At 71.9% G+C, this 26249-nt stretch carries 29 protein-coding genes and 2 tRNA genes; 14 read left to right on the top strand and 17 right to left on the bottom strand.

Annotated elements, in window-relative coordinates:
• The first annotated feature begins 84 nt into the window (after window positions 1-84).
• Together ACE101_RS16260 and ACE101_RS16255 are read left to right on the top strand one after the other, a co-directional pair.
• Window positions 85-558 carry a nuclear transport factor 2 family protein gene (locus tag ACE101_RS16260; protein WP_379131372.1) on the top strand — a complete coding sequence of 158 codons (474 nt, stop codon included), beginning with the start codon at window positions 85-87 and terminating at the stop codon, window positions 556-558.
• A gap of 9 nt (window positions 559-567) precedes the next feature.
• On the top strand, window positions 568-1134 hold the full coding sequence (locus tag ACE101_RS16255) for a TetR/AcrR family transcriptional regulator (protein WP_379131370.1): 567 nt from the start codon (window positions 568-570) through the stop codon (window positions 1132-1134).
• Between the two features lie 91 nt (window positions 1135-1225).
• Here ACE101_RS16255 and argC read toward each other — a convergent pair whose 3' ends face one another.
• A complete protein-coding gene (gene argC / locus ACE101_RS16250) occupies window positions 1226-2173 on the bottom strand; it encodes an N-acetyl-gamma-glutamyl-phosphate reductase (RefSeq protein WP_379131367.1) in 948 nt (315 codons plus the stop codon).
• Window positions 2174-2357: 184 nt separating this feature from the next.
• On the opposite strand from argC, the gene ACE101_RS16245 reads away from it, so the two are divergent.
• From ACE101_RS16245 to ssuD, 8 genes are all read left to right on the top strand, one after another.
• The gene (locus ACE101_RS16245) at window positions 2358-2864 is read left to right on the top strand and encodes a DUF5872 domain-containing protein (RefSeq protein WP_379131365.1); all 507 of its coding nucleotides are present in this window, start codon (window positions 2358-2360) and stop codon (window positions 2862-2864) included.
• A 230-nt stretch (window positions 2865-3094) separates the two neighbouring features.
• Entirely contained in the window at window positions 3095-3589 is a 495-nt protein-coding gene (locus ACE101_RS16240; protein WP_379131362.1) for a glutathione peroxidase, read from the top strand.
• Between the two features lie 97 nt (window positions 3590-3686).
• Window positions 3687-3956 carry a helix-turn-helix domain-containing protein gene (locus tag ACE101_RS16235; RefSeq protein WP_379131360.1) on the top strand — a complete coding sequence of 90 codons (270 nt, stop codon included), beginning with the start codon at window positions 3687-3689 and terminating at the stop codon, window positions 3954-3956.
• Window positions 3957-4010: 54 nt separating this feature from the next.
• Window positions 4011-4874 carry an AraC family transcriptional regulator gene (locus tag ACE101_RS16230; RefSeq protein ID WP_379131358.1) on the top strand — a complete coding sequence of 288 codons (864 nt, stop codon included), beginning with the start codon at window positions 4011-4013 and terminating at the stop codon, window positions 4872-4874.
• A gap of 148 nt (window positions 4875-5022) precedes the next feature.
• Window positions 5023-5742: an AzlC family ABC transporter permease gene (locus ACE101_RS16225; protein WP_379131356.1), complete on the top strand. Its 720-nt coding sequence runs from the start codon at window positions 5023-5025 to the stop codon at window positions 5740-5742.
• Window positions 5739-6038, top strand: coding sequence for an AzlD family protein (locus ACE101_RS16220; protein ID WP_379131353.1), 300 nt, complete (start codon window positions 5739-5741; stop codon window positions 6036-6038). Before ACE101_RS16225 ends, ACE101_RS16220 begins: the two co-directional genes overlap by 4 nt.
• Window positions 6039-6316: 278 nt before the next feature.
• Complete coding sequence (locus tag ACE101_RS16215) at window positions 6317-6574, top strand: hypothetical protein (protein WP_379131350.1); 258 nt, start codon at window positions 6317-6319, stop codon at window positions 6572-6574.
• A 470-nt stretch (window positions 6575-7044) separates the two neighbouring features.
• Window positions 7045-8214 carry an FMNH2-dependent alkanesulfonate monooxygenase gene (gene ssuD, locus ACE101_RS16210; protein ID WP_379131348.1) on the top strand — a complete coding sequence of 390 codons (1170 nt, stop codon included), beginning with the start codon at window positions 7045-7047 and terminating at the stop codon, window positions 8212-8214.
• A gap of 16 nt (window positions 8215-8230) precedes the next feature.
• Here ssuD and ACE101_RS16205 read toward each other — a convergent pair whose 3' ends face one another.
• The 4 genes from ACE101_RS16205 to ACE101_RS16190 form a co-directional block, all read right to left on the bottom strand.
• Window positions 8231-8959, bottom strand: coding sequence for an ABC transporter ATP-binding protein (locus ACE101_RS16205; protein ID WP_379131346.1), 729 nt, complete (start codon window positions 8957-8959; stop codon window positions 8231-8233).
• The gene (locus ACE101_RS16200; protein WP_379131344.1) at window positions 8956-10713 is read right to left on the bottom strand and encodes a branched-chain amino acid ABC transporter ATP-binding protein/permease; all 1758 of its coding nucleotides are present in this window, start codon (window positions 10711-10713) and stop codon (window positions 8956-8958) included. Before ACE101_RS16200 ends, ACE101_RS16205 begins: the two co-directional genes overlap by 4 nt.
• 4 nt (window positions 10714-10717) lie before the next feature.
• On the bottom strand, window positions 10718-11755 hold the full coding sequence (locus ACE101_RS16195) for a branched-chain amino acid ABC transporter permease (protein ID WP_379131342.1): 1038 nt from the start codon (window positions 11753-11755) through the stop codon (window positions 10718-10720).
• 175 nt (window positions 11756-11930) lie between these two features.
• Complete coding sequence (locus tag ACE101_RS16190) at window positions 11931-13088, bottom strand: ABC transporter substrate-binding protein (RefSeq protein ID WP_379131340.1); 1158 nt, start codon at window positions 13086-13088, stop codon at window positions 11931-11933.
• 233 nt (window positions 13089-13321) lie between these two features.
• Between ACE101_RS16190 and ACE101_RS16185 the strand changes: the two genes are divergently transcribed.
• Complete coding sequence (locus tag ACE101_RS16185; RefSeq protein WP_379131337.1) at window positions 13322-13672, top strand: hypothetical protein; 351 nt, start codon at window positions 13322-13324, stop codon at window positions 13670-13672.
• Between the two features lie 3 nt (window positions 13673-13675).
• Here the strand turns inward: ACE101_RS16185 and ACE101_RS16180 are convergent, their stop codons facing one another.
• The 7 genes from ACE101_RS16180 to ACE101_RS16150 all read right to left on the bottom strand — a co-directional run bounded on the left by ACE101_RS16180 (window position 13676) and on the right by ACE101_RS16150 (window position 20177).
• Complete coding sequence (locus tag ACE101_RS16180; protein WP_379131335.1) at window positions 13676-14932, bottom strand: aminopeptidase; 1257 nt, start codon at window positions 14930-14932, stop codon at window positions 13676-13678.
• A gap of 50 nt (window positions 14933-14982) precedes the next feature.
• On the bottom strand, window positions 14983-15294 hold the full coding sequence (locus tag ACE101_RS16175; RefSeq protein WP_379131332.1) for a DUF2218 domain-containing protein: 312 nt from the start codon (window positions 15292-15294) through the stop codon (window positions 14983-14985).
• Complete coding sequence (locus ACE101_RS16170; RefSeq protein ID WP_379131330.1) at window positions 15291-17645, bottom strand: xanthine dehydrogenase family protein molybdopterin-binding subunit; 2355 nt, start codon at window positions 17643-17645, stop codon at window positions 15291-15293. Before ACE101_RS16170 ends, ACE101_RS16175 begins: the two co-directional genes overlap by 4 nt.
• A 364-nt stretch (window positions 17646-18009) precedes the next feature.
• Window positions 18010-18084: transfer RNA gene (locus ACE101_RS16165), tRNA-Gly, on the bottom strand.
• Between the two features lie 740 nt (window positions 18085-18824).
• Window positions 18825-18899: transfer RNA gene (locus ACE101_RS16160), tRNA-Gly, on the bottom strand.
• 97 nt (window positions 18900-18996) lie between these two features.
• A complete protein-coding gene (locus tag ACE101_RS16155; protein WP_379131328.1) occupies window positions 18997-19467 on the bottom strand; it encodes an NUDIX domain-containing protein in 471 nt (156 codons plus the stop codon).
• An 11-nt stretch (window positions 19468-19478) separates the two neighbouring features.
• Window positions 19479-20177, bottom strand: coding sequence for a fumarylacetoacetate hydrolase family protein (locus ACE101_RS16150; protein WP_379131325.1), 699 nt, complete (start codon window positions 20175-20177; stop codon window positions 19479-19481).
• A gap of 136 nt (window positions 20178-20313) precedes the next feature.
• Between ACE101_RS16150 and ACE101_RS16145 the strand changes: the two genes are divergently transcribed.
• Together ACE101_RS16145 and ACE101_RS16140 are read left to right on the top strand one after the other, a co-directional pair.
• Entirely contained in the window at window positions 20314-21744 is a 1431-nt protein-coding gene (locus ACE101_RS16145) for an FAD-binding oxidoreductase (RefSeq protein WP_379131323.1), read from the top strand.
• Window positions 21745-21999: 255 nt separating this feature from the next.
• Entirely contained in the window at window positions 22000-22248 is a 249-nt protein-coding gene (locus tag ACE101_RS16140; protein ID WP_379131321.1) for a hypothetical protein, read from the top strand.
• Between the two features lie 16 nt (window positions 22249-22264).
• Here the strand turns inward: ACE101_RS16140 and ACE101_RS16135 are convergent, their stop codons facing one another.
• On the bottom strand, window positions 22265-22612 hold the full coding sequence (locus ACE101_RS16135) for a hypothetical protein (RefSeq protein WP_379131318.1): 348 nt from the start codon (window positions 22610-22612) through the stop codon (window positions 22265-22267).
• 263 nt (window positions 22613-22875) lie between these two features.
• On the opposite strand from ACE101_RS16135, the gene ACE101_RS16130 reads away from it, so the two are divergent.
• Complete coding sequence (locus ACE101_RS16130) at window positions 22876-23685, top strand: pentapeptide repeat-containing protein (RefSeq protein WP_379131316.1); 810 nt, start codon at window positions 22876-22878, stop codon at window positions 23683-23685.
• 37 nt (window positions 23686-23722) lie between these two features.
• Here the strand turns inward: ACE101_RS16130 and ACE101_RS16125 are convergent, their stop codons facing one another.
• From ACE101_RS16125 to ACE101_RS16110, 4 genes are read right to left on the bottom strand one after another with little or no spacing between them, the layout of a single operon-like run.
• Entirely contained in the window at window positions 23723-24328 is a 606-nt protein-coding gene (locus ACE101_RS16125; RefSeq protein ID WP_379131313.1) for a hypothetical protein, read from the bottom strand.
• Window positions 24329-24349: 21 nt separating this feature from the next.
• Complete coding sequence (locus ACE101_RS16120) at window positions 24350-25225, bottom strand: lanthanide ABC transporter permease protein PedC (protein WP_379131311.1); 876 nt, start codon at window positions 25223-25225, stop codon at window positions 24350-24352.
• Window positions 25222-25968 (bottom strand): lanthanide ABC transporter ATP-binding protein PedB/LutE, encoded by a 747-nt coding sequence (locus ACE101_RS16115; RefSeq protein WP_379131308.1) that lies wholly within the window; start codon window positions 25966-25968, stop codon window positions 25222-25224. Before ACE101_RS16115 ends, ACE101_RS16120 begins: the two co-directional genes overlap by 4 nt.
• Window positions 25965-26228: a hypothetical protein gene (locus tag ACE101_RS16110; RefSeq protein ID WP_379131306.1), complete on the bottom strand. Its 264-nt coding sequence runs from the start codon at window positions 26226-26228 to the stop codon at window positions 25965-25967. The genes ACE101_RS16115 and ACE101_RS16110 overlap by 4 nt, the downstream gene beginning before the upstream one ends.
• Window positions 26229-26249 lie beyond the last annotated feature (21 nt).

Raw genomic sequence — 26249 nt, 5'->3', positions numbered from 1 at the left:
CGAGATTGACTGCGCCCCGCTCTCCCTGTACCGATCGGTTTGTGCAGTACCGATCGGTACAGGCCGTTCGAGCAGGGCTTCACCATGACCGAAACCCGTCCGCCGCTCCCGCCCTTCACCCGGGACACCGCCATCCGGAAGGTCCGCGCCGCCGAGGACGGCTGGAACAGCTGCAACCCCGAGAAGGTCTCGCTCGCCTACACGCCGGACAGCCGCTGGCGGAACCGCTCGGAGATCTTCAGCGGGCGCCCCGCCATCGTGGCCTTCCTCACCCGCAAGTGGAGCCGCGAGCACGAATACCGGCTGATCAAGGAACTCTGGGCCTTCACCGGCGACCGCATCGCGGTGCGCTTCGCCTACGAGTTCCACGACGATCGCGGCGACTGGTTCCGCGCCTACGGCAACGAGAACTGGGAATTCGACGGGAACGGGCTGATGCGGGTGCGCCACGCCAGCATCAACGACATCGCGATCACGGAGGGCGAGCGGCTGTTCCACTGGGACCGCGCGCATCCGCGTCCGGCCGATCATCCGAGCCTGTCCGACCTCGCCCTGTGATCCGGCCGCATGCCCAAGGTTGTGGCTGAGCGCGCCGACGTGCTCCCGCTCCTCGCCGAGGTGTTTCGGGAGCACGGATTCGCAGGAGCGAGCCTGTCGCTGATCAGCGCGAAGACGGGCCTCGGCAAGGGCAGCCTCTACCACTTCTTCCCCGGCGGGAAGGAGGAGATGGCCGCGAGCGTTCTCGACGACATCGACGGCTGGTTCCAGGCCGCCATGTTCCGGCCGCTGCGCGAGGACGCCGATCCGCAGGCGGCCATCGCGGCGATGTTCCGCACGACCGAGACCTATTTCCGGTCCGGCCGCCGCCTCTGCCTCGTGGGCGTGCTGGCGCTGGGCGACGAGCGGGACCGGTTCGCGGCGCGGATCCACGGCTACTTCGCGGCGTGGCGCGACGCCCTGGGCGATGCCCTGCGCCGCACCGGCCGGGAGGCAGAGGCCGCGCAGGACCTCGCGGAAGAGGTCGTCGCCGCGATCCAGGGCGCGCTCGTCACCGCGCGGGCCTTGCAGGATTCCGACCTGTTCGTCCGCACGCTGCGCCGCCTGGAGGCGCGCATCCAGGCCGGTGGCGCGTGATTCCGCCGCGACCGAGACAAGCCGCCCGGAGCGTCCGGGCGGCTTGCCTTTCATCCCTGTGCGGCGAGGCGGCCGGCCCCGCCATCCCTGATCAGGCGAGGTCGAGCATCAGGCGCAGGTTCTGCACCGCCGCCCCCGAGGCGCCCTTGCCGAGATTGTCGAGGCGCGCGACGAGCACGGCCTGGCCGTGCGTGTCCGAGCCGAACACCCGCAGCTCCAGCCGGTCGGTGCCGTTGAGGGCCTCCGGCTCCAGGCGCTCGCGATGCGCCCCGTCCTCGGCTCCCGGCACCACGCGCACCAGCTCCTCGCCCGCGTAGCGGGCCTGGAGCGCCGCTTCGAGATCGCCCGCCTTCGGCCGGCCCGGCAGCGCATCGAGGTGCAGCGGGATCGACACCAGCATGCCCTGGCGGAAATTCCCCACCGAGGGAATGAAGATCGGCCGGCGGGTGAGCCCGCTATAGGCCTGCGTCTCCGGCAGGTGCTTGTGGGCGAAGCCGAGGCCGTAGAGCTGGAAGGCCGGGGCGGTGCCGGCCTCGTAATCCTCGATCATCTTGCGGCCGCCGCCGCTGTAGCCGCTCACCGCGTTGATGCTGATCGGGAAGTCGGCCGGGATCAGACCCGCATCGACGAGCGGGCGCAGCAGCGCGATCGCCCCGGTCGGGTAGCAGCCCGGATTGGCGACGCGCCGCGCCGCGCGCAGCAGGCCCCGCTGGTCCGGCGTCAGCTCGGCGAAGCCGTAGGTCCAGCCCGGCGCGACCCGGTGGGCCGTGCTCGCATCGAGGATGCGCGGGCCCCCGCCCGGCAGCCCGTCGGCCATCGCCACGGTCTCCTTGGCGGCCTCGTCGGGCAGGCAGAGCACGACGAGATCGACCTCGGCGAGGAGGGCGCGCTTGGCCGCCGGATCCTTGCGCTGCTCGTGCGGGATGGAGCGCAGGGTGAGATCGTCGAAAGCCTCCAATCGCTCGCGGATGCCGAGGCCGGTCGTGCCGGCCTCGCCGTCGATGAAGACGCTGGGGCGCTGCAGAGAAGTGCGGCTCATGGTGGGCTCCGCGCGGCGGTGAAGGAGGAACGCCGCGGCGCGACGGTGGATGAGGTCAGAGTCGTCGCAAGTCAATCGCCGAGCCATCACGATCGCGCCTGTCCGCCATGCCGTCCGGCCGCAGCGGAACTCGACGGAGCCAGCTCCGGTTGAGCCCGTGACGATCGCACGCGAGGGATCCGCCATGGCCGGCACTGCCGAGAAGACCGATCCGAAGCTCTGGGAGGCGGTGAAGAAAAAGGTCACGCGTTCCGCCAAGGGCGGCAAGCCGGGCCAGTGGTCGGCCCGCAAGGCGCAGCTCGCGGTCCACGAGTACAAGGAGGAGGGCGGCGGTTACGCGGGGCGGAGGTCCGACGACAACCATCTGCACCAATGGACCGAGGAGGATTGGGGCACGAAGTCGGGCGGGAAGAGCGGCGAGACCGGTGAGCGCTACTTGCCCAAGACGGCGCGCGAGCGGTTGAGCGCCGACGAGTATCGGCAGACCACCGCGAAGAAGCGCGCCGACACCGCCAAGGGCCGGCAGCATTCCCGGCAGCCGAAGGCGATCGCCGCCAAGACGGCCGCTGCCCGCACGGAGAGCCGCGGCGGGGCGACCAAGGCCGAGCTGATGAGGAATGCCCGCGCCCGCAACATTCCGGGCCGGTCCAAGATGTCGAAGGGCGAGCTGGAGCGGGCGCTCGGCGCCTGAGGGATCGAGCGCAGCCGGCTCTCCTGTCCTCGCCCCTTTCCCGGACGACGGGAGCGGAGGGGGAGGAGATCCGGGAAAGGGGCGAGGTGATCGGATCATCCCGTCAAGGTCGACGCGAAGCCCTGATCTCCGCTGGCTCGCAAGGCCTCCGCAGTCGCGGGGCCTTGCCAAGCCGCCTGGCCCGGCGGAGAACCGCATCCACCCCCTGAGATGCCGACACGCCGGCCCGCATGACCGCGATCTACGATTTCTCCCCCGCCGCCGCGGACGGCACGCCGCATCCGCTCGCCGAGTATCGCGGTCAGGTGCTGCTCATCGTCAACACGGCGTCGCGCTGCGGCTTCACCCCGCAATACGAGGGGCTCGAAGAGCTCTGGCGGCGGCACCGGGCGGAGGGCCTCGTGGTTCTGGGCTTTCCCTGCAACCAGTTCGGCGCCCAGGAGCCCGGCGATGCGAGGGAGATCGCGCAGTTCTGCAGCCTCAACTACGGGGTCACCTTCCCGGTTCTGGCCAAGGTCGCGGTGAACGGGCCGGCGGCCGATCCGCTCTTCGCGCATCTGCGGCGCGCGCGGCGGGGGATCTTCGGCACCGCCGCGATCAAGTGGAACTTCACCAAGTTCCTGGTCGGGCGCGACGGCCGCGTCATCGCCCGCTTCCCGCCGCGGGCGCATCCGCGCGCCCTGGAGGACGCGATCGTGGCGGCCCTGCGCCAACTGGCCGGGTGAGGCTCAGACCGGGACGGCGAGGGCGCGCCCGTCGAAGCGCAAGGTGAAATCGGCATGCGCGATGGCCGCCGGCCGGTGGGCGACGATCACGCGCGTCATGCGCAGGTCCCGCAGTGCCGCGGCGATCGCCGCCTCGGTCGGCCTGAGCGAGAGCGACGTCGTGCGCGCCTTCAAGGGCAGCTTCGGCGTGACGCCCTCCCGGGACGTCCTGCGCGAGCGCGTGGCGCGGGCGCGGCGGCTGCTGGCGGACCGGCGCCTGAGCGTCAGCGAGGTGGCGGTCCTGTCGGGCTTCCCCGATGGGCGGATGGGCCGCCGGTTCCGCTGCATGATCGGGCGCAGCCCCACCGCCTTGGTGCGGCGGGCCTGACCCGGCGCGCCGGACCGGTGGCCAGGGCGGCGAATGACGCTTAGACCGGGGCCGATGAGCGCGGCCGACCCCTTCCCCGATCTCGATCCCGCCCTCGCGGCCCGGGGGGACGTGGCCCGCTTCTGGCGGGTGCCGCGCTACAGCGGGCTCGACTGCCTCGCCGCCACCTTCAGGCGCCATTCCTACGTCCGGCACACCCACGAGACCTACGCCATCGCCTCGATCCAGGCGGGCTGCGAGACCTTCTTCCACCGCGGGGCGCAGCATTACGCGGGGGCGGGCTCGGTGGCGGTGGTCTGCCCGGACGAGCTGCACGACGGGGCGCCGCATGGCGGCGGCTTCGTCTACCGCACCTTCTACCCCTCGGCGGCGCTGATGCAGGACATCGCCGAGGAGATCGCGGACCGGCCGCTGCCGGGTCCGCCCTGGTTCCCGGCCTCGGTGCTGCCGGCGCCGGATCTCGCCGCGGCGCTGGCGCGCCTCCTCGCGGTGCTCGGGCCCGAGGCGCGCGGACCGATGCTCGCCGCCGACGGCGCCGTCATCGGCTTCCTCTCGGCCCTCATCGCGCGCTTCGCCGAGGGGATCCTGCCGCCCCGCCGGCCCTGCAACCGGGGCGGCGTCGCGCGGGCCCGCGACTATCTCGACGCGCATGCGGACGAGGATGTCGACCTCGCGGCCCTGTCGCGGGTCGCGGGCCTGTCGCGCAGCCACCTGATCCGCGCCTTTCGGGCGGAGACCGGCCTCGCCCCGCACGCCTACCTCGTCGATCGCCGCGTCCGCGCCGCCTGCCGGCGCCTCGCGGCCGGGGAGAGCCCGGCGGAGGTCGCCGCCGCCTGCGGCTTCTACGATCAGAGCCACCTCACCCGCGCCTTCAAGGCCCGGCTCGGGGTGATGCCCGGGACGTTCCGCGCAGCCTGAGCGACGCCGGTTTCCGCATCGCGAAGCCGTCACGCGGGAGCCGTATGACGGCCGCGAGCACTTTCGTCCAAGACCGCCCGGACCGCTCCGGCGCACAGGATCCCGGCCGCCGCGAGGGGCGCGGCGGGGTCCGGTGGGGGACGTGGCGGTGCACGGAACATTCGAAGACGGGCCGGAGGGAATCCGGGCTGAGATCCGCGCGGGCCTGCGCGACATCGCGGCGCCGGCCGTCGCGGCGGTGCCGATCGGTCTGCTGTTCGGGGCGGTGGCGGCCGGCAAGGGGCTCTCCGTCCTGGAGGTGGCGCTGATGTCGGGCCTCGTCTTCGCGGGCGGGGCGCAGTTCGCGGCGATCGAGATCTGGACGGTGCCGGTGCCGGTGGCCGTGCTCGTCGTCTCGACGCTCCTCATCAACCTGCGCCACGTTCTGATGGGCGCCTCGCTCGCCGGCCGGCTCGGCCGCTTCTCGCGCGGCCAGAAACTCGCCCAGCTCGCCCTGATGGCCGACGAGAACTGGGCCTTCGCCGAGCGGCGCGCGGCCCGGCAAACGCTGACGCCGGCGTATTTCGGCGCGATGGGCGCCGCCTTCTGGGTCAACTGGCTGGTCTGGTGCATCCTCGGCGCGCTCGCGGGCTCGGTCCTCGGCGATCCCCGGCGCCTCGGCGCCGATTTCGCCTTCACGGCGCTGTTCATCGGCCTCGTCGCGAGCTTCTGGCGCGGGCGGTCGAGTGCGGTGGTGATCGGGGCGAGCGCGGTCGTGGCCGCCGTCGTCCACGGCCTCGCCGGGCCGCCCTGGCACGTCGCGGCCGGGGCCCTCGCGGGGATCCTCGCCGCCGTCCTCGTCGCCCCGTCTCCGGAGGCGGGACGATGAGCCTCGATCCGGCCGTTCTCGCGGCGATCCTCGGCATGGCCGCGGTGACCTACGCGACCCGCGTCGCAGGCCTTCTCCTCGCGGGCCGCCTCGCCCTCTCGGGACGGGCCAAGGCCGCCTTCGACGCGATCCCGCCGGCGGTGCTCACCGCCGTCATCGCGCCCTCGGTGCTGGCGACCGGCTGGCCGGAGACCTGCGCGGCGCTGGCGGCGATCCTCGGCGCCCGGCGGCTCCCGCTCCTCGGCACGGTCGCGCTCGGCGTCGCCGTCGTCGTGGTGCTGCGGGCCCTCGCCTGAGAGCCGGCCGGGCCGTCGAGGGACAGCCGAATTTCTCCCATGACGCAAGAAGACGGAGCCAACTCCGCAGCGTCATGTCGGGTTCCAGGAGCTTCGTCGGTAATCTTGAACCGAGAAGATTGGGAGACAAAACTGGAGCCTGGAACGGATCTGTTTTTAATCCCTGGCGTCATGTGCGCTCCGACACGTCGCGTTCGGGTCCGGCATCCTATCTTCAGATCATCGAGACGAAACGGACCCTGTGACAGGGTTCGTGACCAGCAAGGAGCCGAAACCCCATGAAGACCCGTATCGCCGCCGTCGTCACCGCCCTCGTGCTGGGCGCCGCCCCGATCTCGTCCGCGATGGCGTTCAGCATCGACTCCCCCTTCAACCCCTTCGCCCCGCGCGACGTCGAATACACGGGCTCGCTCGGCGTCCATGACGGCCCGATGTTCACGCAGTGCCCGATGAGCTCGGCTTCCGAGGGCAACGCCAACCAGCAGACCCGCCCCGTGAAGCAGTACGGCCAGACCTCCGGCGGCTACCGCTGCTGATCGAACGGAAGAGAGACCGAGACATGATCCTGAAGGCATTCTCCTACGCCATGATCGGCGTCTTCGTGGCCACCCTCGTCGGCACCGTCGTCGGCTCGGCGAATGCGCTGATGGGCCTCTGACGACCGACACCCGACGATCTCCGGAAGGGCCGCCTCGCGCGGCCCTTTCTCGTTGCAGGGATGAGGGCCCCGGCCCTGCCGCGCGGGAGAGAACGAAATTCCATCGGGAGCCTGTTTCATAGTATTTGTGTCTCCCATTCAGCGATAATGTAAAATTGACGGAGACCGGTTCGGACGCTTATCTCGTTCCGATGACCGACCCTGTGGCCGGATGGTCTTGGATGGATCGTTGAAGTTCTTCCGATCGACCGCCGTTCCGGGGGAGGGCCGCCGCGAGGCGGCCGCGGGGAGATTGCGGGCGTCTCGGGCCTCGACCCGAGGCGCCGCGACTGCATGTGGAGACCGCCGATGAGCGCACAGACCGACGTCCTCTGGTTCCTGCCCACCCACGGCGACGGGCGCTATCTCGGCGCGAGCGAGGGGGCCCGCGAGGTCTCGCTCGCCTATCTGCGCCAGATCGCGCAGGCCGCCGACGAACTCGGCTATTTCGGCGTGCTGCTGCCGACCGGCCGCTCCTGCGAGGATTCCTGGGTCGTCGCCTCGGCGCTGGCGCCGCTGACGAAGCGCCTGCGCTTCCTCGTCGCCGTGCGGCCCGGCCTGCAGGAGCCCTCGGCGGCGGCCCGCATGGCCGCGACCCTCGACCGTATCTCGGACGGGCGCCTCCTCATCAACGTGGTGACGGGCGGCGACCCGGTGGAGCTGCGTGGCGACGGCGTCTTCCTCGACCATGACGAGCGCTACGTCGTGACGGACGAGTTCCTGCACATCTGGCGCGGGCTGATGGCGGGCGAGAGCGTCACCTTCCAGGGCAAGCACCTGCGCGCCGAGGACGGGCGCCTGATCTTCCGGCCGGTGCAGGAGCCGCATCCGCCGCTCTATTTCGGCGGCTCGTCGGGAGCGGGGATCGAGGTCGCGGCGGACCATTGCGACGTCTATCTCACCTGGGGCGAGCCCCCGGCGCAGGTGGCGGAGAAGATCGCCCGCGCCCGCGCGGCGGCCGAGACGCGCGGCAAGACCTTCTCGTACGGCATCCGGCTGCACGTGATCGTGCGCGAGACGGAGGCCGAGGCCTGGGCGGCGGCGGAATCGCTGATCTCGCGCCTCGACGACGCGACCATCGCCCGCGCGCAGGAGACCCTGAAGCGGCAGGACTCGGTCGGCCAGAGCCGCATGATGGCGCTGCACGGGGGCGACCGCAGCAAGCTCGTGGTCTCGCCGAACCTGTGGGCGGGCGTCGGCCTGGTGCGGGGCGGCGCCGGCACCGCCCTGGTCGGCTCGGCCGATCAGGTGGCCGACCGGATGAAGGAATACATCGATCTCGGCATCGACCGTTTCATCCTCTCCGGCTACCCGCACCTGGAGGAGGCCTACCGCTTCGCGGAACTCGTCTTCCCCAAGCTCCCCCTGCGCAGCACCACCGGGAACGGCGCCGGCTTCGGCACCACCCGCAACAACGGCCCCTTCGGCGAGGTGATCGCCAACGACATCGTGCCCGCCCGCCGCGTCGGCGCGCATTGACGCGGGTTCCGGCCGATCAGCCCTGCGCGTCCGCCGCGAGGACGCCGAGATAGGTCTCGATCACCCGCTTGTCGGCCTGGAGGGCCGCGCTCGGCCCTTCCAGCACCACCGCGCCGCCGTCGAGCACGAAGCCGTGATCGGCCACCGCCAGGGCAGCGCGGGCGTTCTGCTCGACGAGGAGCACCGCCACGCCCTCGTCGCGCAGGCGCGCCACGGTGCGCATCACCTCCGCGACGATGAGCGGGGCGAGGCCGAGGCTCGGCTCGTCCAGCATCAGCAGGCGGGGGCGGCCCATCAGGGCGCGGGCCATGGCGAGCATCTGCCGCTCGCCCCCCGAGAGCGTGCCGGCGAGCTGGCGGCGGCGCTCCTTCAGCCGCGGGAACAGCGCGAACATCGCATCGAGATCGCCGCGGTTGCGGCCCCGGAACCGGAAGGCGCCGAGGCGGAGATTGTCCTCGACGCTCATGCTGCCGAACAATTCGCGCCGCTCCGGGATCAGGCTCAGGCCGAGATCCACCCGCTCCTCGACGGGCAGCCGCGCGAGGTCGCGCCCGTCGAAGCGGATCCCGCCCGTCGCCGGCAGCACGCCCATCAGCGCGTTGAGGAGCGTGGTCTTGCCCGCCCCGTTGGCGCCGAGCACGGTGACGACGCGCCCGGCCTCCACGGTGAGCGAGACGCCGCGCACCGCCTCGACCTTGCCGTAGGCGACGCGCAGGTCGCGGATCGCTAGGAGCGGCGCGCTCATGCGGCCTGCCCGAGATAGGCTTCGATCACCGCCGGGTCTGTGCGGACCGCGCCGGGCGGTCCCTCGCAGAGCTTGGCGCCGAAATTCATCACCACCAGCCGGTCGGCGAGGCCCATCACGAAATCCATGTCGTGCTCGACGAGGAGGATGCCGAGCCCGTCCGCCCGCAGGCGGCGCAGCAGGTCGGCGAGGGCCTCCTTCTCGCGCAGGCGCAGGCCCGCGGCGGGCTCGTCGAGGAGGAGGAGGGCGGGCGAGAGGCAGAGCGCCCGGGCGACCTCGACGATGCGCTGCTGGCCGAGCGCGAGGCTCGCGGCCGGCCGCTCGGCGAGGTCGGCGAGCCCGACCCGGGCGAGCTGGAGCCTGGCCTCGGCGAAGATCGCCGTCTCCTCGGCGCGGTCGAGGCCGAGCGCCCCGCGCACAGGGCCCGCCCGCCCGCGCCGATGCGCCCCGAGCGCCACGTTCTCGATCACCGACATGCCGCCGACGAGCTTCACGTGCTGGAAGGTGCGGGCGACGCCGAGCCGCGCGATGGCTCGGGCCGGCCAGCCGGCGACCGCGCGGCCGAGCACCGCGATGCGGCCCGCGTCGCCCCGCGCGACCCCGGTGACGAGGTTGAAGGTGGTGCTCTTGCCCGCTCCGTTCGGGCCGATCAGCGCGACGATCTCGCCGGCCTTCACCGAGAGGTCGATGCCGTCCACTGCGACGAGGCCGCCGAAGCGCTTGCGCAGCCCCCGCGCGTCGAGGAGGAGGGTGCCCGCCGGCTCGGCCGGGCGCGCGGGCAGGCCGTCCGCCTCGGGATAGCGGGGGGGCAGGGGCGTCGCCCGGCGGGCGATGAGCGGCCAGAGCCCGTCCGGCGCCCGTTGCAGGATCAGCACGAACAGGATGCCGAAGACGATCGCCTCGAAGTTGCCCTCGCTGCCGAGAAGGTGGGGCAGCACGTTCTGGAGCTGGTCCTTGAGGAGGGTCACCAGCGTCGCGCCGAACACCCCGCCCCAGACCGAGCCCGCCCCGCCGAGCACGGTCATCAGCAGGTACTCGATGCTGGCGTTGAGCCCGAACGGGGTCGGGTTGATGGCCCGCTGCACCTGGACGTAGAGCCAGCCCGACAGGCCCGCCAGCATCGCCGCGTAGGTGAAGGCGACGATGCGGGTGCGGCCCGTATCGATCCCGAAGGCTTCCGCCGCGATCGCCCCGCCCCGCAGGGCCCGGATCGCCCGGCCGGTGCGCGAGCGCAGGAGCCGCAGGGTCAGCAGGATGCAGAGGGCGAGGCTGAGCCAGACCAGCCAGAACAGGGCCGCGCCCCCGGTGAGGGGCGTGCCCAGCAGCGTCAGCGGCGGCAGGCCCGCAAGGCCGTCGAACCGTCCGACCGCGTCCGTGTTGCCGAGCGCGTAGAAGAACGCGATCGTCCAGGCGATGGTGCCGAGCGGCAGGTAATGGCCCGACAGGCGCAGGGTGATCGCCCCCACGCAGAGGGCGGCGAGGCCTGAAGCCGCCACCGCCGCCGGCAGGGCGAGCCAGGGCGACAGGCCGAGCTTCAGCGTGAGGAGCGCGCTCGCATAGGCGCCGATCCCGACGAACATCGACTGGCCGAAGGACAGGATCCCGGCGATGCCGGCCAGCACGACGAGGCCGATCACCACGATCGCCGAGAGCCCCGCATAGGTGAGGAGAGTCAGCCAGAAGGGCGGCAGGCCGAGGAGGGGCAGGGCGGCGACGAGGGCGAGGCCCGCGACGGGGAGGAGGCGGGAGGGCATCGGGTTACTCCTCGTCCTCGACCGGGTTCGCGCGGGCCGAGCGCCAGAGCAGCACCGGGATGATCGCCAGGAAGACGATGACCTCCTTGTAGGCGCTGGCCTCGAAGGCCGAGACCGATTCCACGAGCCCGACGACGATGGCGGCGGCCGCAGCCCCCGGATAGCTCGCGAGCCCGCCCATGATCGCGGCGACGAAGCCCTTGAGGCCGATGAGGAATCCGGTGTCGTAATAGACGGTGGTGAGCGGCGCCACGAGGATGCCGGAGAGCGCCCCGATGAAGGCCGCGAGCGTGAAGCTGAGGCGGCCGGCCAGCGCCGGCGCGATCCCCATCAGCCGGGCCCCGAGCCGGTTCACGGCGGTGGCGCGCAGGGCCTTGCCGAGCAGGGTGAGGCCGAAGAACAGCCAGAGGCCGAGGCTGATCGCCAGGGTGAGGCCGATCATCCAGAGCGACTGCCCGCTGATCACCAGGGGGCCGGCCGGCAGCTGCGCCTCCGAGAGCGGCCGGGTGCGCGAGCCCTCCGGCCCGAAGAAGACGAGGCCGAGGCCGGTGAGCGCCAGATGCACGCCCACCGCCGCCACGAGAAGCACGAGGACCGGGGCCTTCTCCAGAGGGCGGAAGGCGACGGCGTGCAGATAGGCGCCCATCGGCGTGACGATGGCGAGAGTGAGCCCGATGGCGAGGCCGAGCCCCGGTTTCGTCGGGGCGAGGAGCGCGGCCGCGCCGGCCACCAGGGCGGGCAGGGCGAGGTCGCGCGCGGCGATGGACAGGAGGCTGCGTGCGGAGAGGGCGTGCCGGCTCTCCGCGAGATCCGCCACGCAGGCGGCGGCGCCGAGCGCCAGGAGGAGCGGCACGGTCCCGGGCAGCGTGCCGGCTTCGAGACTCGCCAGCGTCAGCGCGCCATAGGCCACGAACTCGCCCTGCGGGATCAGGATCACCCGCGTGACCGTGAAGACGAGCACGAGGGACAGGGCGATCAGGGCGTAGATCACGCCGTTCACCACCCCGTCCTGGAGCAGCAGCAGGAGAATCGTGGTGTCCACGGATGGGCCTATGGCGGGTGATGTCGCGGGCGCACGTACCGGTGGGCGCCGCCTCAAGGGAAATCTGATCGGTCAGCGCGGGATCCCCTTGCCCGTACGGGCGAGCGGATCGACGCCGCGGGTCGTGAGCATCGCCTCTCCCCGCTTGCGGGGAGAGGCGAACTTTGCCGCCCCTTCAATTCGTTTGGTTCAGGAGCTTCCAGCGCCCGTTCTCGATGGTCACCATCACCCGGGAGCGCTCGTCCTGGCCGATATGGTCGGTGGGGCTCATCGTGGCGACGCCGTGGGTGTAGACGACCTCGCGCAGGCCTTCGAGCGCGTCGCGCAGGGCGGCGCGGAACTCGGGCGTGCCGGGCTTGGCGGTCCTCAGCGCCACCGGGACGGCGTTGGCGAGGAGGAGCGCCGCGTCGTAGGCGTGGCCGCCGAAGGCCGCGAGGCTGCCCGCACCGTACTTCGCCTCGTAGGACCGGGTGTAGTCGAGCGCCACCTTGCGCACCGGGTTGCTCTCGGGGAGCTGCTCGGCGACGAGGAGGGGGCCGGCCGGCAGGATGGTGCCCTCGACGTCCTGGCCGCCGACCCGCAGGAAATCCGCGTTGGCGACGCCGTGGGTCTGGTAGATCCGGCCCGGGAAGCCGCGCGAGCGCAGGGTCTTCTGCGGCAGGGCGGCGGGCGTGCCGGAGGCGGCGACCAGTACCGCGTCCGGCCGCGCCGCCATCAGCTTGAGGCTCTGACCGGTCACGCTCGTGTCGGTGCGGGCGTAGCGCTCGTTGGCGGCGAGGCGGATGCCCTTCGCCTCCAGGCGCGGGGCGACCTCGGCGAGCCAGCCGTCGCCGTAGGCGTCGTTGAAGCCGATGATCCCCACCGACTTCACCCCGGCCCGGGCCATGTGACCGACGATGGCCTCGGCCATCAGGCTGTCGTTCTGCGCGGTCTTGAACACCCAGCGGCGCTTCTCGTCCATCGGGGCGATCAGCTTGGCGGAGGCGGCGACCGTGATCATCGGCACCTTCGTCTCGGCCACCACCTCGATCATCGCGAGCGACGGGGGCGTGATGGACGAGCCGATGATCGCGTCGACCCTGTCGTCGCTCGCGAGCTTGCGGGTGTTGGCGACGCCCTTGGTGGTGTCGGAGGCGTCGTCGAGCACGATCCACTCGACCGGCGTGCCGCCGATCTCGGCCGGCATCAGCGTCACCGAGTTCGATTGCGGGATCCCGAGCGAGGCGCCCGCCCCGGTCTTCGAGACCGTCACGCCGATCCTGATCGGCTGCGCCGCGGCGCCGAATGCCAGCACGGCGCCCGCGAGCGCGCCTGCCCAGACCGACCACTTCATGCCGTCTCCTCCCTCTCGCCGGGCCGAGGGTTGCGCGCCGCGCGCACCCCGCCCTGTCCCGCCTCGTCCCGTTCCCCGGGATCGTGTCCGCCGCTCCCTCGCCCGGGGCAGCGGCGCGACTGCGCTCTTAGAGATTGCGGAGCAGCGTGGGAAGCGGCGGATCGGGGCCCGATCGGGAGAATGCGCGCGGTTCGCTTCACCGCGCGGCGACCGTTCACCGCCAGGATGCGGCCATGCCGACCGATCCGATCCATGCGAGAACCCTGGCGGGCGCCTGCGCGACCGGCGGCCTCGCGACGATGATGCTGGCCCCGGCCCCGGCCTGGAGCAACGTGGCCGTCGGCGTCGCCGCGCTCGTCGCCTTCGGTCTCCTGTCCCTGCTCGCGGGCCGCCGGGCCGGACCCGGGACCCCCGGCCCGCGGCGCATCACCGTGGAGGTCGTGGTCGAGGACTGGCCGCCGGTGCCGCGACCGGTGCCCCCGCCGCCTCCGCCACCCGTGCCGCCGCCCCTGCCGCCGCGCCCCTTCGCGGGCGCGCACCCGGCGATCTACCGGGCGATGCGGGTGCGGCGGCTCGGGCGGTGAGCGTCACTCCACCCACTCGCCCCGGCGCATCACCGGCTCGGCCGCGCCACCGGCGTCGAGGCCGTCGACGTCGACCTCCGCCGAGCCGATCATCCAGTCGATGTGGATCAGGCTGCGGTTGGCGCCGCGCGCCGCGAGGTCGGCCTCGCTCAGGCCCGCGCCGCCGTCGCGGAAGCACTTGCTGTAGGCTTGGCCCAGCGCGATGTGGCTCGCGGCGTTCTCGTCGTAGAGGGTGTTGAAGAACAGGAGGCCCGAGGCCGAGATCGGCGAGGAGGCGGGCACCAGCGCGACCTCGCCCAGGCGCCGGGCGCCCTCGTCGGTGTCGAGCACCTTCGCCAGCACGTCGCCGCCCCGGCGCGCCCGCGCCTCGACGATGCGCCCGCCCTCGAAGCGCACCGCGATGTCCTCGATCAAGGTGCCCTGGTAGGAGAGCGGCTTCGTCGCCGCCACCGTTCCCTCCACGCGCAGCCGGTGCGGCGTGGTGAAGACCTCCTCCGTCGGGATGTTGGCGTTGCAGACGATGCCGCTCTTCGACGTGGAGGCGCCGCCGCACCATTCGTGGTCGTCGGCGAGCCCCACCGTCAGGTCGGTGCCGGGGCCGCGGAAGCGCAGGGCCGCGAAGCGGCGGGCGTTGAGCGTCTCGGTGCGGCGGTGCAGGGCCGCGTTGTGGGCCGCCCAGGCCCCGACCGGGTCCTCTGCATCGACGCGGGAGGCCGCGAAGATCGCGTCCCACAGCCGGGCCACCGCCTCCTCCTCGGGGAGGTCCGGGAACACCACCCGTGCCCAGGCCGGCGTCGCCGCCGAGACGATGGTCCAGTTGGTGGCGAAGGTGGCGATGAGTTCGAGGGCGGGCTGGTAGGCCTTGGAGCGGGCCCGGTTGGCGCGCGCGACCTTGTCGGGATCCTGGCCGGCGAGGAGCGCCGGATCGTCGCCCACGATGGCGAGCCGCGCCGCCCCGCCGCGATAGGCGCTCGCCATGCCCTCGTAGAGCCAGCCGGCGGCGCGGTCGAAGGCCTCGTCGGGCGCGCGCTCGTAGCGGGCGAGGGTGGCGGCGTCGTCCGAGTACAGCGTCGTGACCAGGGAGGCGCCCGCCGCATAGGCCTGGGCGGTGATGCGCCGCGACAGCTCCAGCGCCTCCAGCGGCGCCGTCATCACCAGCTCCTGGCCCGGCTGCAGGCCGAGCCCGACCCGCACCGCCACCGCGGCGAGCCGGTCGAGCCGGGAATCCTGCGCGGCGGACGAGGGAACGGGAGCGTTCATCGGCAGATCCTCCGTGAGGGAGCATTCGAATGGGGCGGCGAGCCTACCCGTCAGACGCGCCGCGTCCAGGCCACCCCGCCGAGTTCCTCCCGGAAGGCGAAGCGGGCGAGGTGCTCGGCCACGACGGATTCGAGTCGCGCCAGCGTCTCGGCGTCGGGCGCGCTCACCCGGAGCGTCAGTCCCTCGGCATCGGCCTCGAAGGTCGCGGAGCGGCCCTCGCCGAAGGGCACCACGCCCCGCTCCGGCGAGAAGGTCGTCTCCGGGAACTTGTGGCTCCAATGCTTGCAGAGCTGGGTGAGGTAGCGGCTGCCGTTCTGCGTCTCGACACGGGCCTCGGCGGTGAGGGTCACGGGAGTGCTCATCGGGTCTGTGCCTCCCGCAGGGCCGTCCAGATCGCCCGGGGCGTCGCCGGCATGTTCATGTGGGTGATGCCGCGCGGGCGCAGGGCATCGACGAGGGCGTTCATCACCGAGGGCAGCGAGCCGGCGCAGCCCGCCTCGCCGCAGCCCTTCGCGCCGAGCGGGTTGGTGGTGGCCGGCACCGGGTGGCTCGCGAAGCTCATTGCCGGCGAGTCCGAGGCCCGGGGCAGGCAGTAATCCATGAAGGAGCCGGTCACGAGCTGGCCCTGCTCGTCATAGGCCGTGCGCTCGAGGAGCGCCTGGCCGATGCCCTGGACCACGCCGCCATGGATCTGCCCCTCGACGAGGAGCGGGTTCACCACCGTGCCGAAATCGTTGACCGTGGTGTAGCGCACCACCGCGGCGACGCCGGTCTCGGGATCGACCTCCACCTCGGCCACGTGGCAGCCGTTGGGGAAGGCCGAGGGCGAGGCCTCGTGGATGTGGGCGACGTCGAGGCTCCTGGGCGCCTCCGGATCGGCGAGGCCGGCGCGGACCTGCGCGGCGAGGTCGAGGAGGCCGATGCCGCGGTCGGTGCCCGCGATGACGAAGCGGCCGTTCTCGAACTCGATGTCGCCGGGGCCGGCCTCCAGCACGGCGGCGGCGGCCGCCTTGCCCTTCTCGATCACCAGGGCGCTCGCCTCGACGATGGCCGCGCCGCTCGCCATCAGCGACTTCGAGCCGCCGGTGCCGCCGCCCGCGATGAGCTGGTCGCTGTCACCCTGGAGGAGGCGCACCCGGTCGAGGGGGATGCCGAGCCGGTCGTGCAGTACCTGCGCGAAGGGCGTGGCATGGCCCTGGCCGTAATCGAGGGTGCCGGTGATGATGGTCACCGTGCCGTCCGCCTCGAAGCGGATGCCGCCCATCTCGTTGGTGGGCGGGGCGGTGATCTCGAGGTAGTCGCCGATGCCGATGCCGCGCAGCATGCCGCGCGCCGCGCTCTCGGCCCGGCGCGCCGGGAAGCCGTCCCAGTCGGCGGCGGCGAGGGCCTTGTCGAGCACGGCGGTGAAGTCGCCGCTGTCGTAGGTCATGCCGGAGGGGGCCGCGTAGGGCATGTCCTCGGGGCGGATGTGGTTGAGGCGGCGCAGGGCCACCCGGTCGCGGCCGGTCTCGGCGGCGGCGGTGTCGATCAGCCGCTCGATGAAGTAGTTGCCCTCCGGCCGGCCCGCGCCCCGGTAGGCGCCGATCGGCGTGGTGTTGGTGTAGAGGCAGTCCACCGTCACGTCGAAGACCGGCGTGCGGTACACGCCCACCATGTTGCGGGCGATGTTCACCGTCTGGAACAGGGGCGAGAGCGGGTTGAGATAGGCGCCCATATTGGCGACGCCGCTCACCCGGAAGGCGAGGAAGCGTCCCTCCGCGTCGAGGGCCAGGTCCGCCGTGACCGTGACGTCGCGCCCGTGATGGTCGGAGAGGAAGCTCTCCGAGCGCAGGTCGGTCCACTTCACCGGCCGGCCCAGCATCTTGGCGGCGTGCAGGAGCGGCAGGTACTCGGGATAGACCGGCGCCTTCATGCCGAAGGAGCCGCCGACATTGCCGGTGAGCACCCGCACCGTGTCGCGCGGCACCTGGAGCACCCCGTCCGCGAGGCCGTTGCGCAGGCCGAACACGCCCTGCGAGCCGACATGCAGCGTGTAGCGCTCCCCCTCCGGCTCGTAGACGCCGATGGCCGAGCGCGGCTCCATCGGGTTGATGACGAGGCGGTTGTTGACGAGGTGGAGGCTGGTGACGTGGGCGGCCTTGGCGAAGGCGGCCTCGGTGGCCGCCCGGTCGCCGGTGCGGAAATCGAGGGCGCGGTTGCCCGGCGCGTCGTCGTGCAGGAGCGGCGCATCCGCCGCCGCCGCCTCCTCGGGGGTGGTCACGGCGGGCAGGTCCTCGATGTCGAGGATCACGGCCTCCGCGGCGTCGCGGGCCTCCGCCAGGGTCTCGGCGACGACGAGGGCGACGGGTTCGCCCGCGTAGCGCACCTTGTCCACCGCCAGCGAGGGCTGGGGCGGCTTGCGCATGTCGGAGCCGTCCTGGTTCTTGAACGGCATGGCGTTGGCGATGCGGCCGTAGCCGTCGAGATCCGCCGCCGTGACGATGCCGAGCACGCCCGGCATGGCGCGGGCCGCCTCGGCATCGATGCCTTTCAGCCGGCCATGGGCGATGGGGCTGCGCACGAAGGCCGCGTAGGCCTGCCCGTCGAGGGCGAGATCGTCGGTGTAGCGCCCCTCTCCCCGGACCAGCACGGGATCCTCGGCCCGTGGCACGGGCTGGCCGATGCCGAACTTCTGGGGGGCCGCGAAGTCGCGTGCGTCGGGACGGGCGTTCATGCCGTGCTCTCCGGAAGGACATCCCCCAGCTAGCGATTCGGCGCGATCGTGCAAGGTGGCCGAAAGCGGGGCAGGCCGGCCATCAGATCACGGCTCGATCCATCCGCATCGCTGGTTGATCTGCGGCGGGGGTGATGATGGGGTGATCGTGCCGTGCTCCCGCGCATCCCCGGGGTGGCTTCGACGGCAGACCGGATCCCGATGACCATCGACGAGGACAAGGCCGACGATGCCGTCCTGGCACTGCGCGCGGAGCGCCTGTTCCGGGAGATCGTCGTGAAGGGTGAGTGACCGATCGCCCGACGTCGATATCGCCCGCCTGCGGCTCCGCGCTTCGGGTCACCATCGATATCGGAAGATGGACTGGAGCGGGCGAAGGGATTCGAACCCTCGACCCCAACCTTGGCAAGGTTGTGCTCTACCCCTGAGCTACACCCGCTCACTGATCGGCAGGGGCGCCGCGGCGCCGCCGATGACCGGCATAAACACCATTCCGGCCCTGAGCGCAAGCACCTTTGCCGCGCATCGACCGGACCGGACGGTCCTCTCCTCGTCCGATCGCGATTTCCCTCTCTCGCGTGCGAGTCATACGGTTTCCGGATGATCGCTTCGCGATGCGGAAACCGGCCTCGCTCAGGCGCCGCGCGGGCTCGTGATACGGTTCCCGAAAGTGATCTTCCGGAAACCGTATCACGCGTTCATCGTCGGAATGCCGACGCGAGCCGAGAAACACATTCATGTGCCCGGCAAGAGACGGCCATGGCCCGGCAAGAGACGGCCCTGCCCGTGTTTCGTGGCGAGCCGTCTGATCTGCTGTTCGTTCGACAAGCCTCAGTCGAGCATCCGTCCCGTTCCCGCCCTCATCCCGCGGTGCTCCGGGCGATCGAAGATCGCAAGGAGCCTCGAAGGAGGGCTCCAGAGAGCGCAGGGATATCCGGAGCCCTCGTTCGAGGCTCGCTGATGCTCGCGCCTCGGCATGAGGGTGGGAATGGGACCGACGCCACGATCAAGCAGGCTCTCTGAAGCCAACAGGCGGCGTCTGGCGCCGGATATGCGCGATGCTGACGAGAAGCGGCCGTGCGCCTTGCACGCGGCGCGCCCGCCCCAGGTTCGGTCGCACGATGCGCGCTGGCGTATCGGGCGCCTGACACGCTCACGATGACGATGGTTGGGATAAAATGGAGCGGGCGAAGGGATTCGAACCCTCGACCCCAACCTTGGCAAGGTTGTGCTCTACCCCTGAGCTACACCCGCTCACTGCGGCGTTGGCGCCGCGGCGCCGCCGATGGCCGCGATAAACACCATTCGGGTCAGGGGCGCAAGAGGTGCGGCGACGCTTTTTTCCCGCCGGCTACCAACGCGTGGCCGGCGGCAGGCCGTCGGTGATCTCGGCGAGGCGCGCCCGGGTGGCCGGCGAGGTATCGGCGGGAAGCGCGGTCAGCGGGAAGAAGCCGGCCTCGACGATCTCGCGGTCGGCGGCCTTCGCGGCGCGCACCGTGAAGCGGCGCACGACGTAGAGCACCACATGGTCGCGGCGGGACACGGCGGTGTTGAAATAGACCCCGTGCAGGCGGGCGGCGCCGGGATCGACCTCGATCTCGGCCTCCTCCCGGCACTCGCGCACCAGGGCGTCGAGGGCGGTCTCGCCCGTCTCGACGCCGCCGCCCGGCAGGTGCCAGCCTTCCATGTAGGTGTGCCGGATCAGGCACACCCGGTCCTGCGCGTCGATCACGGCGGCGCGCACGCCGAGGGTCATGCCGCGGGTGATGCGCCAGACCAGATGGGCGCCCCGGATCATGAGGCGCTGCGTGCGCGTCGCCACGACGAACCCCGTCAGACCACGGCGAGGCGGATCTCGCCGACGCCCGCGATGCTCCCGACCATGGTCTGGCCGCGCACCACGGGGCCGACACCCTCGGGGGTGCCGGCGAAGATGACGTCGCCCGGTTCGAGGGCGAAATAGGCCGAGAGGTAGGAGATCTGCTCGGCCACCGACCAGATCATGTCGGAGAGGTCGCCGGATTGCTTGAGGGTGCCGTCCACCGTGAGCGTGATGGCGCCCCGCGAGGGATGGCCGATGACCGAGGCCGGGCGCAGCACGCCCACGGGGCCGGAGGCGTCCGCCGCCTTGCCGAGTTCCCAGGGGCGGCGCAGGCCCTTGGCCTCGTCCTGGAGGTCGCGCCGGGTCATGTCGAGGCCGACCGCGTAGCCGTAGACGTGGTCGAGGGCGGTTTCGACCGGGATGTCGCGCCCGCCCCGGCCGAGCGCCACCACCAGCTCCACCTCGTGGTGGTAGTTCGCGGTCTTGGGCGGGTAGGGGTGCTCCACCGTGTCGCCGTCCGGCACGATCTGCAGGGCATCCGCCGGCTTCATGAAGAAGAAGGGCGGCTCGCGGGTCGGATCGGCGCCCATCTCGCGGGCATGGGCCGCGTAGTTGCGGCCGACGCAGTAGACGCGCCGCACCGGAAACAGGTCTTGCGTGCCCTCGATCGGCAGGGCGGTGCGGGGAGGATTCGGAATCACGGAGAGCATGGCGCCTTCGTCTCGCGACAGCCGGCCGATGGTTCGCGCGATCGCAGGGAGCAACCGCTTGGGACGGCCGGGATGAACCGCTATCTAGAGGCGCGTCACGCGGGGCGCCATCCTGGCGCTCCAACCCCTGGCCGACATGTCACATTCCTCTCACGCCGATCTCCTCGACGCGTTGCGCGGACGCCTCGGTGCCGCGCATGTCCTCACCGCGGCCGACGCGATGGCGGGCCATCTCACCGAGACGCGCGGCCTCTACCGGGGCACGGCGCTCGCGGTGGTGCGGCCGGCCGATACGGAGGAGGTCGCCTTCGCGGTGCGGGCCTGCGCGCAGGCGCATGTCCCCCTGGTCGCGCAGGGCGGGAACACGGGCTTGGTCGGGGGTGGCGTGCCGGCGGGCGGCATCGTCCTGTCCCTCGCGCGCCTGGACCGGGTGCGGTCGGTCGATCCGGTCGACGCGACCATGACGGTGGAGGCCGGCTGCATCCTCGCCACCGTCCAGGAGCGGGCGGAGGCGGCGGGCCTGCTCTTCCCCCTGTCGCTGGCCTCCGAGGGCTCCTGCCGCATCGGCGGCAACCTCTCGACCAATGCGGGCGGGACGGCGGTGCTCGCCTACGGCAACGCCCGCGATCTCGTGCTCGGCCTGGAGGTGGTGCTCGCCGACGGGCGCGTCTGGAACGGGCTCAAGGCCCTGCGCAAGGACAATGCCGGTTACGACCTGAAGCAGCTCTTCATCGGCTCGGAGGGCACGCTCGGCATCATCACGGCGGCGGTGCTGAAGCTGCATCCCCGGCCCGCCTCCACGGCCACCGCCTTCGTCGGGCTCGCCTCGGCGCGGGACGCGCTCGCGCTGTTCACGCATCTGCGCGGGCGGGCGGGGGGACGCCTCACCGCCTTCGAGTACATGCCGCGCTTCGGCCTGGAGATCGTGCTGCGCCACGCCGAGGGCGCCGTGCGCCCGCTCGCCGGGGATCATGCGGCCTACGCGCTCGTCGAGGTGGCGTCCGAGGGGCCCGAAGCCGGGGCGCTCCTGGAGGATCTGCTCGGCAGCGCGCTCGAGGCGAACCTCGCCGAGGACGCCGTGCTCGCCAGCAGCGGCGCGCAGGCCGCGGCCTTGTGGGGCCTGCGCGAGAGCCTGTCGGAGGTGCAGCGCCGGGAGGGGGCGTCGATCAAACACGACGTCTCGGTGGCGGTGTCGCGCGTGCCCGAGTTCCTGGAGCGGGCGAGCGCGGCCTGCGAGGCGGCGCTTCCGGGCGTGCGGGTTTGCGCCTTCGGCCATCTCGGCGACGGCAACATCCACTTCAACCTGACCCAGCCGGTCGGGATGGAGGCCGCTGCCTTTCTGGCGCGCTGGTCGGACTTCAACCGCATCGTCCACGACATCGTCCATGCCATGGACGGCTCGATCGCCGCCGAGCACGGCGTCGGCCTGATCAAGCGGGATGAACTCCTGCGCTACAAGGATCCGGTGGCCCTCGACCTGATGCGCCGGCTGAAGGCGGCCCTCGATCCGGACGGGATCCTCAATCCCGGCAAGGTGGTGCCGCCCGAGGGCAGCGATCCCGGGTGAGCGAGGGCGCGAGGAGCGCACGATCCTTCGCCCGGAAACGGTCCTGCGAGCATGAAGCGCGGTGATCGCCTTCGGGAGTGCCGGTCGGCTATCGCATCGCAGCACGCGCTGTTGCTGCGATGCAGCATAAGGTCGCGCCCGGGATTCCGTGAGCCGGCATGGCACACAAATCGCCTCATCACCGTTCGGTACGACACGCCTTCGCCCGGTCCGGAGGCGGCCGATGAGTGATCCCGGAGGGCCGGTGGAGGTGGTATGACCGATTACCTTACGGTGGCGCTCATCTGCGCCAAGACACTCGCCGGACCGGATTGTTCGCGCGCCACGGCAATGGATGTCGTCGTCGCTCCCGCGCCCTCGCCGGCGGCCTGCATGATGCAGGGCGAGACGCTCGCGGCGCGGAGCAACCTCGTCGATCGCGAAACGAACTACCTCAAGGTCGCCTGCGAACGGCGCCGGACGGCCGCTCTCGCGCCCGCCGACTCCGTGTCCAGGGCACCCTGACGGGCTTGCGGCCCGGTCAGGGCAGCGCGCCGATCAGCGTCTTCGCCTGAGTCATCGTGTCCTCGCAGGCGTCGGCCTTGCCGGCCTTGTCCTGCTCGCGAGCCTTCGCGATCAGGTCCCGCGCCTGAGCGATCTTCTGCGGATCGGGTTTGACGCTGGGATCGCTCGGCTGACCGCCGGGCGGCGTCGGAAGTGCGCGGGGCGAACCGGTCTGCGTGCCGGTGCTGCCCGTGACGGAGGCCGCTCCCGTGCTGTCCAGCCGCCGCTCGATCGTGGCGATCTGCTCGGCGCAGGGTGTCGCGACGGCCGGCGTGATCACGCCTGCCGCGAGAAGGGCGGTCGTCACGGCGATGGTGATGCGCATGCGGAACATCTCCTGTCAAGGCGCCGGCCGGCAACCACGGACGGCCTGCGGCGGGCGAACCCGGACAACCACCGGGCCGCGGCTCGGTTCGCAGGCGCGACAGCGGGTTAGCTCGGACCAATAGGGGTGTGCGGGCGTGGTCACGATGGCGTGAGGGGGGGCGCCGGCCGGCTCCGCCGGCTTGCCGAGGGAAAAGGACGGGCGACAGATGATTGCGGGCCCCCGAGAGCCCGACCGGCCGCCGTCCGACCCGGGAGGACACCATGCGCTTTGCACGCCCCATGACCGGGTTCGGCGTGGCCGCCATTGCTCTGGCCCTTGCTATGGGCGGCCCGGCCCCGGCCCAGGACATGATGCGCCACGTCGATCTGTCCTCGCCGGACATGGCGCAGGCCGAGACCACGCGGGACGGCCTTGCGGCGATGATCGCCGCGGCGGGCGGCCAGCCCCTCGATCTCTCGGGCAAGCGCCTCTCGGGCCTCGACCTCTCCGGGCTCGACCTGCATGGGGCGAATCTGCGCCTCGCCCGGCTCAACCGCACGAAGCTGCGCGGCGCCGACCTGAGCGGCGCGATCCTCGATCAGGCCTGGGCGCTGGAGGCCGATTTCACCGGCGCGAAGCTGGGCGGTGCCAGCCTGTTTGCCATGCAGGGCCGCGGCGCCGTGCTGGCGAGGGCCGACCTGTCGCGGGCCCGGCTGGTCGCGGATCTCACCGGCAGCGACCTGAGGGGGGCCCGCCTGCGGGATGTGCGCGGCGGGGCCGACATGCGCAACCAGTCGATGGGGCTGATCCGGGCCGTGCTGATCTCGGCCAAGCTCGACGATGCCGATCTCGCGGGCGCCGACCTGTCGCGCGGCAAGCTCGACTTCGCGAGCCTCGCCGGGGCGGATCTCGCGGGCGCGAACCTCACCGGGGCCGACCTGTCGGGGGCCGATCTCACGGGCGCGCGGCTCGCGGGGGCGACGCTGACCGGCGTCGACGTGAGCGGCGCGCGGCTGGTGCGCCTCGTCGGTGCCGAGGCCGCGCACGGGCTCGACGCCCTGGTGAACGGCGACCGCGCCCGGCGGGAGTGAAATGGTTTCCGAAAGATGAGGTCCGGAAACCGTATCTTCAGAGCTTCGCCTGGATCTTCCGGGCGATCTCGCCGAGGCGCTGCTCCAGCAGGGTCGGCACCTCGCAGACGTAGCTCAGCGACTGGCTGCGCTCCTGGAAGATGCGCTTGTCCCAGGTGAAGCGGCTCTCCAGGTCGGCGAGTTCCTTGGTCTCCTTCACGTCGGGCGAGGTCTTGATCTCGCTGATCTGGCTCGCCTCGTCGCGGATGCGCTCGGCCATGACGCGCTGGCCGCGGGCGTAGCGGCCGATGCCGGCCACCACCTTGTCGCGCTCGCCGTTGATCACCTCGAACACCCCCGCGAAGACCCGGGTCAGGCGGGCCGGCTTCTCGGCGCCGGCCTTCTCGGCGAAGTCCGCGATGAGCGGGTCCACCTCCTCCAGCGGCGTCTTGCGGGAGGCGAGCTTCTGGGCGAGCTGGGCGGCCTCGCGGTCCTGGCCCCAGTCCTGAAGGGCCTGCGTCGGGTCGGGGCCGGTCCAGACGGCGCCGAAGCCGAGCGTCGTGACCTTGCGCTGCGGGCAGGGCCAGTCGGGATCGGCCTTCGGCTGCGCGAGGGCGGCGGAGGCGGAGGCGATCAGGGCGGCGGCGAGGAGGGTGCGAAGCATCGAACGTGTCCGTGATGGGTTTCAGGCCGCGTCGCCCGCCGGACCGCCGCGCCGGGCGAGGAGCCCGCGGCCGGGGTCGTAGGCGATCACCGCCAGGATGAAGAAGAGGATCCCCGTCCCGACCACGACCGCGCAGGAGACCGGGTTGAAGGCGCCGTAGAGAGCGAAGCGGATCAGCTCGACGGCGTGGGTGAACGGGTTGGCTTGGCAGATCCAGTAGAGCGTCTCGCTCGACGCGTTCACCTGCCAGAGCGGGTAGAGGGCCGAGGAGGCGAAGAACATCGGGAAGATCACGAAGTTCATCACGCTCGCGAAGTTTTCGAGCTGCCGCACCAGGGAGGAGAGGAACAGGCCGATGGCGCCCAGCATCAGCCCGGAGGCGAGGAAGGCCGGCAGGGCCGCGAGATAGCCGATCGCCGGGATGTCCGCCGCCCACAGGGCCGCGATGGCGAGGAAGACGTAGGCCTGCACCACCGAGACCACGACGCCCGCCGCGAGCTTGGCGAAGAGCAGGCTCCAGCGCGGATAGGGGCTGGTGAGCAGCACCCGCATCGAGCCGACCTCGCGGTCGTAGACCATCGAGAGCGAGGATTGCATGCCGTTGAAGAGCTGGATCATCGCGGCGAGGCCGGGCACCACGTAGACCTCGTAGAGCACGTAGGTCTCGTAGGGCGGCGTGATCGAGACGCCGAGCGTGTTGCGGAACCCCGCCGCGAAGATGAAGAGCCAGACGAGCGGCCGCACCATGGCCGAGAAGAACCGCTCCTTCTGGTTGAAGAAGCGCAGCAGCTCCCGGCGCACGATGCCGAGGAAGCAGATCAGGTAGCCGGTCGCGTCGAGGCGCCCGCGCAAAGCGGCCGCGGCCGGCTTCAGGGCGGGGGAGGGGGCGTGGCTCATGCGACCTGCCTGCGGCCGGGCTCGGCGACGATCTGCCGGAAGGAGGTTTCGAGGGAGCCCGAGGGCTCGGCGAGCGCCCCGGCCAGGCCCCGCGCCACCACCTGGCCCTTGTGCAGCACCACGACCCGGTCCTGGGCCTCGATCTCGTCGAAGATGTGGGTGGCCCAGAGCACCGACAGGCTCTCCTCGCGCACCAGCGCGCGGACGATCGCCACGATGTCGGAGCGCGATTCGAGGTCGAGGCCGACGGTGGGCTCGTCGAGGAGCAGGAGATCGGGCGAGTGGATGAGCGCGCGGGCGATCTCGATGCGCCGCGACTGGCCGCCCGAGAGGGTGCGGATCTTGTCGTCCCGGCGCTCCAGCAGGCCGACGCGGGTGAGCAGCCCCTCGATCCGGCCCTCCGCGGCGCGCCGGGCGATGCCGTGCAGGGCCGCGTGGTAGAGGAGGTTCTGGCGGACGGTGAGGTCGGTGTCGAGGGTGCGCGCCTGGAACACCACGCCGAGGCGGGCGAGCGCCCGCGAGGGCTCGCGGCGCAGGTCGTGGCCGAAGATCGCCACCGCACCGTCCTGGTTGTTGTAGAGCCGGGTGACCACCGAGAAGAGCGTCGTCTTGCCCGCGCCGTTCGGGCCGAGCAGCGCCACGAACTGGCCGCGCGGCACCTGGAGCGAGACGTCGTCCAGGGCCGTGCGGCTGCCGAACCGGTGGCTGACGTGCTCGACGGCCAGCGCGGCGGGCGCGCTCATCGGCCGAGCGCCTTCCGGGCGTCCCGGACCGCGTCCATGCACTCGTCGAACTCGCCCTCGCCCTGCTCGCGCTCGGCGCTGCGCAGGGCCTTCCTGAGGCTGCGCTGGAGCGGCTCGGCGGGCGCCTTGGCGAGTTCGGCCTTGATCATCGTGATGCCGTCGCGGCAGGCGGCGGCATCGTCGGCCTGGGCCGCGCTCGCCGACAGCCCGAGCGCGAGGGCGGCCAGCAGACAGGGGCTCGGACGCAGGGTCGGACGCATGGCGGTTCGGTTTCCTCCTCG

This window comes from Methylobacterium carpenticola (assembly GCF_042748905.1).
GTDB lineage: Bacteria > Pseudomonadota > Alphaproteobacteria > Rhizobiales > Beijerinckiaceae > Methylobacterium > Methylobacterium carpenticola.
The sequence above is the reverse complement of the archived record's forward strand: the minus strand, read 5'-3'. Positions and strand labels throughout refer to the sequence as shown.

Excerpts from the sequence above, each read along its gene's own strand:
- ACE101_RS16260 (WP_379131372.1), top strand. The coding sequence starts at position 85 with ATGACCGAAACCCGTCCGCCGCTCCCGCCCTTCACCCGGGACACCGCC.
- ACE101_RS16255 (WP_379131370.1), top strand. The coding sequence starts at position 568 with ATGCCCAAGGTTGTGGCTGAGCGCGCCGACGTGCTCCCGCTCCTCGCC.
- argC (WP_379131367.1), bottom strand. The coding sequence starts at position 2,173 with ATGAGCCGCACTTCTCTGCAGCGCCCCAGCGTCTTCATCGACGGCGAG.
- ACE101_RS16245 (WP_379131365.1), top strand. The coding sequence starts at position 2,358 with ATGGCCGGCACTGCCGAGAAGACCGATCCGAAGCTCTGGGAGGCGGTG.
- ACE101_RS16240 (WP_379131362.1), top strand. The coding sequence starts at position 3,095 with ATGACCGCGATCTACGATTTCTCCCCCGCCGCCGCGGACGGCACGCCG.
- ACE101_RS16235 (WP_379131360.1), top strand. The coding sequence starts at position 3,687 with ATGCGCAGGTCCCGCAGTGCCGCGGCGATCGCCGCCTCGGTCGGCCTG.
- ACE101_RS16230 (WP_379131358.1), top strand. The coding sequence starts at position 4,011 with ATGAGCGCGGCCGACCCCTTCCCCGATCTCGATCCCGCCCTCGCGGCC.
- ACE101_RS16220 (WP_379131353.1), top strand. The coding sequence starts at position 5,739 with ATGAGCCTCGATCCGGCCGTTCTCGCGGCGATCCTCGGCATGGCCGCG.
- ACE101_RS16215 (WP_379131350.1), top strand. The coding sequence starts at position 6,317 with ATGAAGACCCGTATCGCCGCCGTCGTCACCGCCCTCGTGCTGGGCGCC.
- ssuD (WP_379131348.1), top strand. The coding sequence starts at position 7,045 with ATGAGCGCACAGACCGACGTCCTCTGGTTCCTGCCCACCCACGGCGAC.
- ACE101_RS16205 (WP_379131346.1), bottom strand. The coding sequence starts at position 8,959 with ATGAGCGCGCCGCTCCTAGCGATCCGCGACCTGCGCGTCGCCTACGGC.
- ACE101_RS16200 (WP_379131344.1), bottom strand. The coding sequence starts at position 10,713 with ATGCCCTCCCGCCTCCTCCCCGTCGCGGGCCTCGCCCTCGTCGCCGCC.
- ACE101_RS16190 (WP_379131340.1), bottom strand. The coding sequence starts at position 13,088 with ATGAAGTGGTCGGTCTGGGCAGGCGCGCTCGCGGGCGCCGTGCTGGCA.
- ACE101_RS16185 (WP_379131337.1), top strand. The coding sequence starts at position 13,322 with ATGCCGACCGATCCGATCCATGCGAGAACCCTGGCGGGCGCCTGCGCG.
- ACE101_RS16180 (WP_379131335.1), bottom strand. The coding sequence starts at position 14,932 with ATGAACGCTCCCGTTCCCTCGTCCGCCGCGCAGGATTCCCGGCTCGAC.
- ACE101_RS16175 (WP_379131332.1), bottom strand. The coding sequence starts at position 15,294 with ATGAGCACTCCCGTGACCCTCACCGCCGAGGCCCGTGTCGAGACGCAG.
- ACE101_RS16170 (WP_379131330.1), bottom strand. The coding sequence starts at position 17,645 with ATGAACGCCCGTCCCGACGCACGCGACTTCGCGGCCCCCCAGAAGTTC.
- ACE101_RS16150 (WP_379131325.1), bottom strand. The coding sequence starts at position 20,177 with ATGCTCTCCGTGATTCCGAATCCTCCCCGCACCGCCCTGCCGATCGAG.
- ACE101_RS16145 (WP_379131323.1), top strand. The coding sequence starts at position 20,314 with ATGTCACATTCCTCTCACGCCGATCTCCTCGACGCGTTGCGCGGACGC.
- ACE101_RS16140 (WP_379131321.1), top strand. The coding sequence starts at position 22,000 with ATGACCGATTACCTTACGGTGGCGCTCATCTGCGCCAAGACACTCGCC.
- ACE101_RS16135 (WP_379131318.1), bottom strand. The coding sequence starts at position 22,612 with ATGCGCATCACCATCGCCGTGACGACCGCCCTTCTCGCGGCAGGCGTG.
- ACE101_RS16130 (WP_379131316.1), top strand. The coding sequence starts at position 22,876 with ATGCGCTTTGCACGCCCCATGACCGGGTTCGGCGTGGCCGCCATTGCT.
- ACE101_RS16125 (WP_379131313.1), bottom strand. The coding sequence starts at position 24,328 with ATGCTTCGCACCCTCCTCGCCGCCGCCCTGATCGCCTCCGCCTCCGCC.
- ACE101_RS16120 (WP_379131311.1), bottom strand. The coding sequence starts at position 25,225 with ATGAGCCACGCCCCCTCCCCCGCCCTGAAGCCGGCCGCGGCCGCTTTG.
- ACE101_RS16115 (WP_379131308.1), bottom strand. The coding sequence starts at position 25,968 with ATGAGCGCGCCCGCCGCGCTGGCCGTCGAGCACGTCAGCCACCGGTTC.
- ACE101_RS16110 (WP_379131306.1), bottom strand. The coding sequence starts at position 26,228 with ATGCGTCCGACCCTGCGTCCGAGCCCCTGTCTGCTGGCCGCCCTCGCG.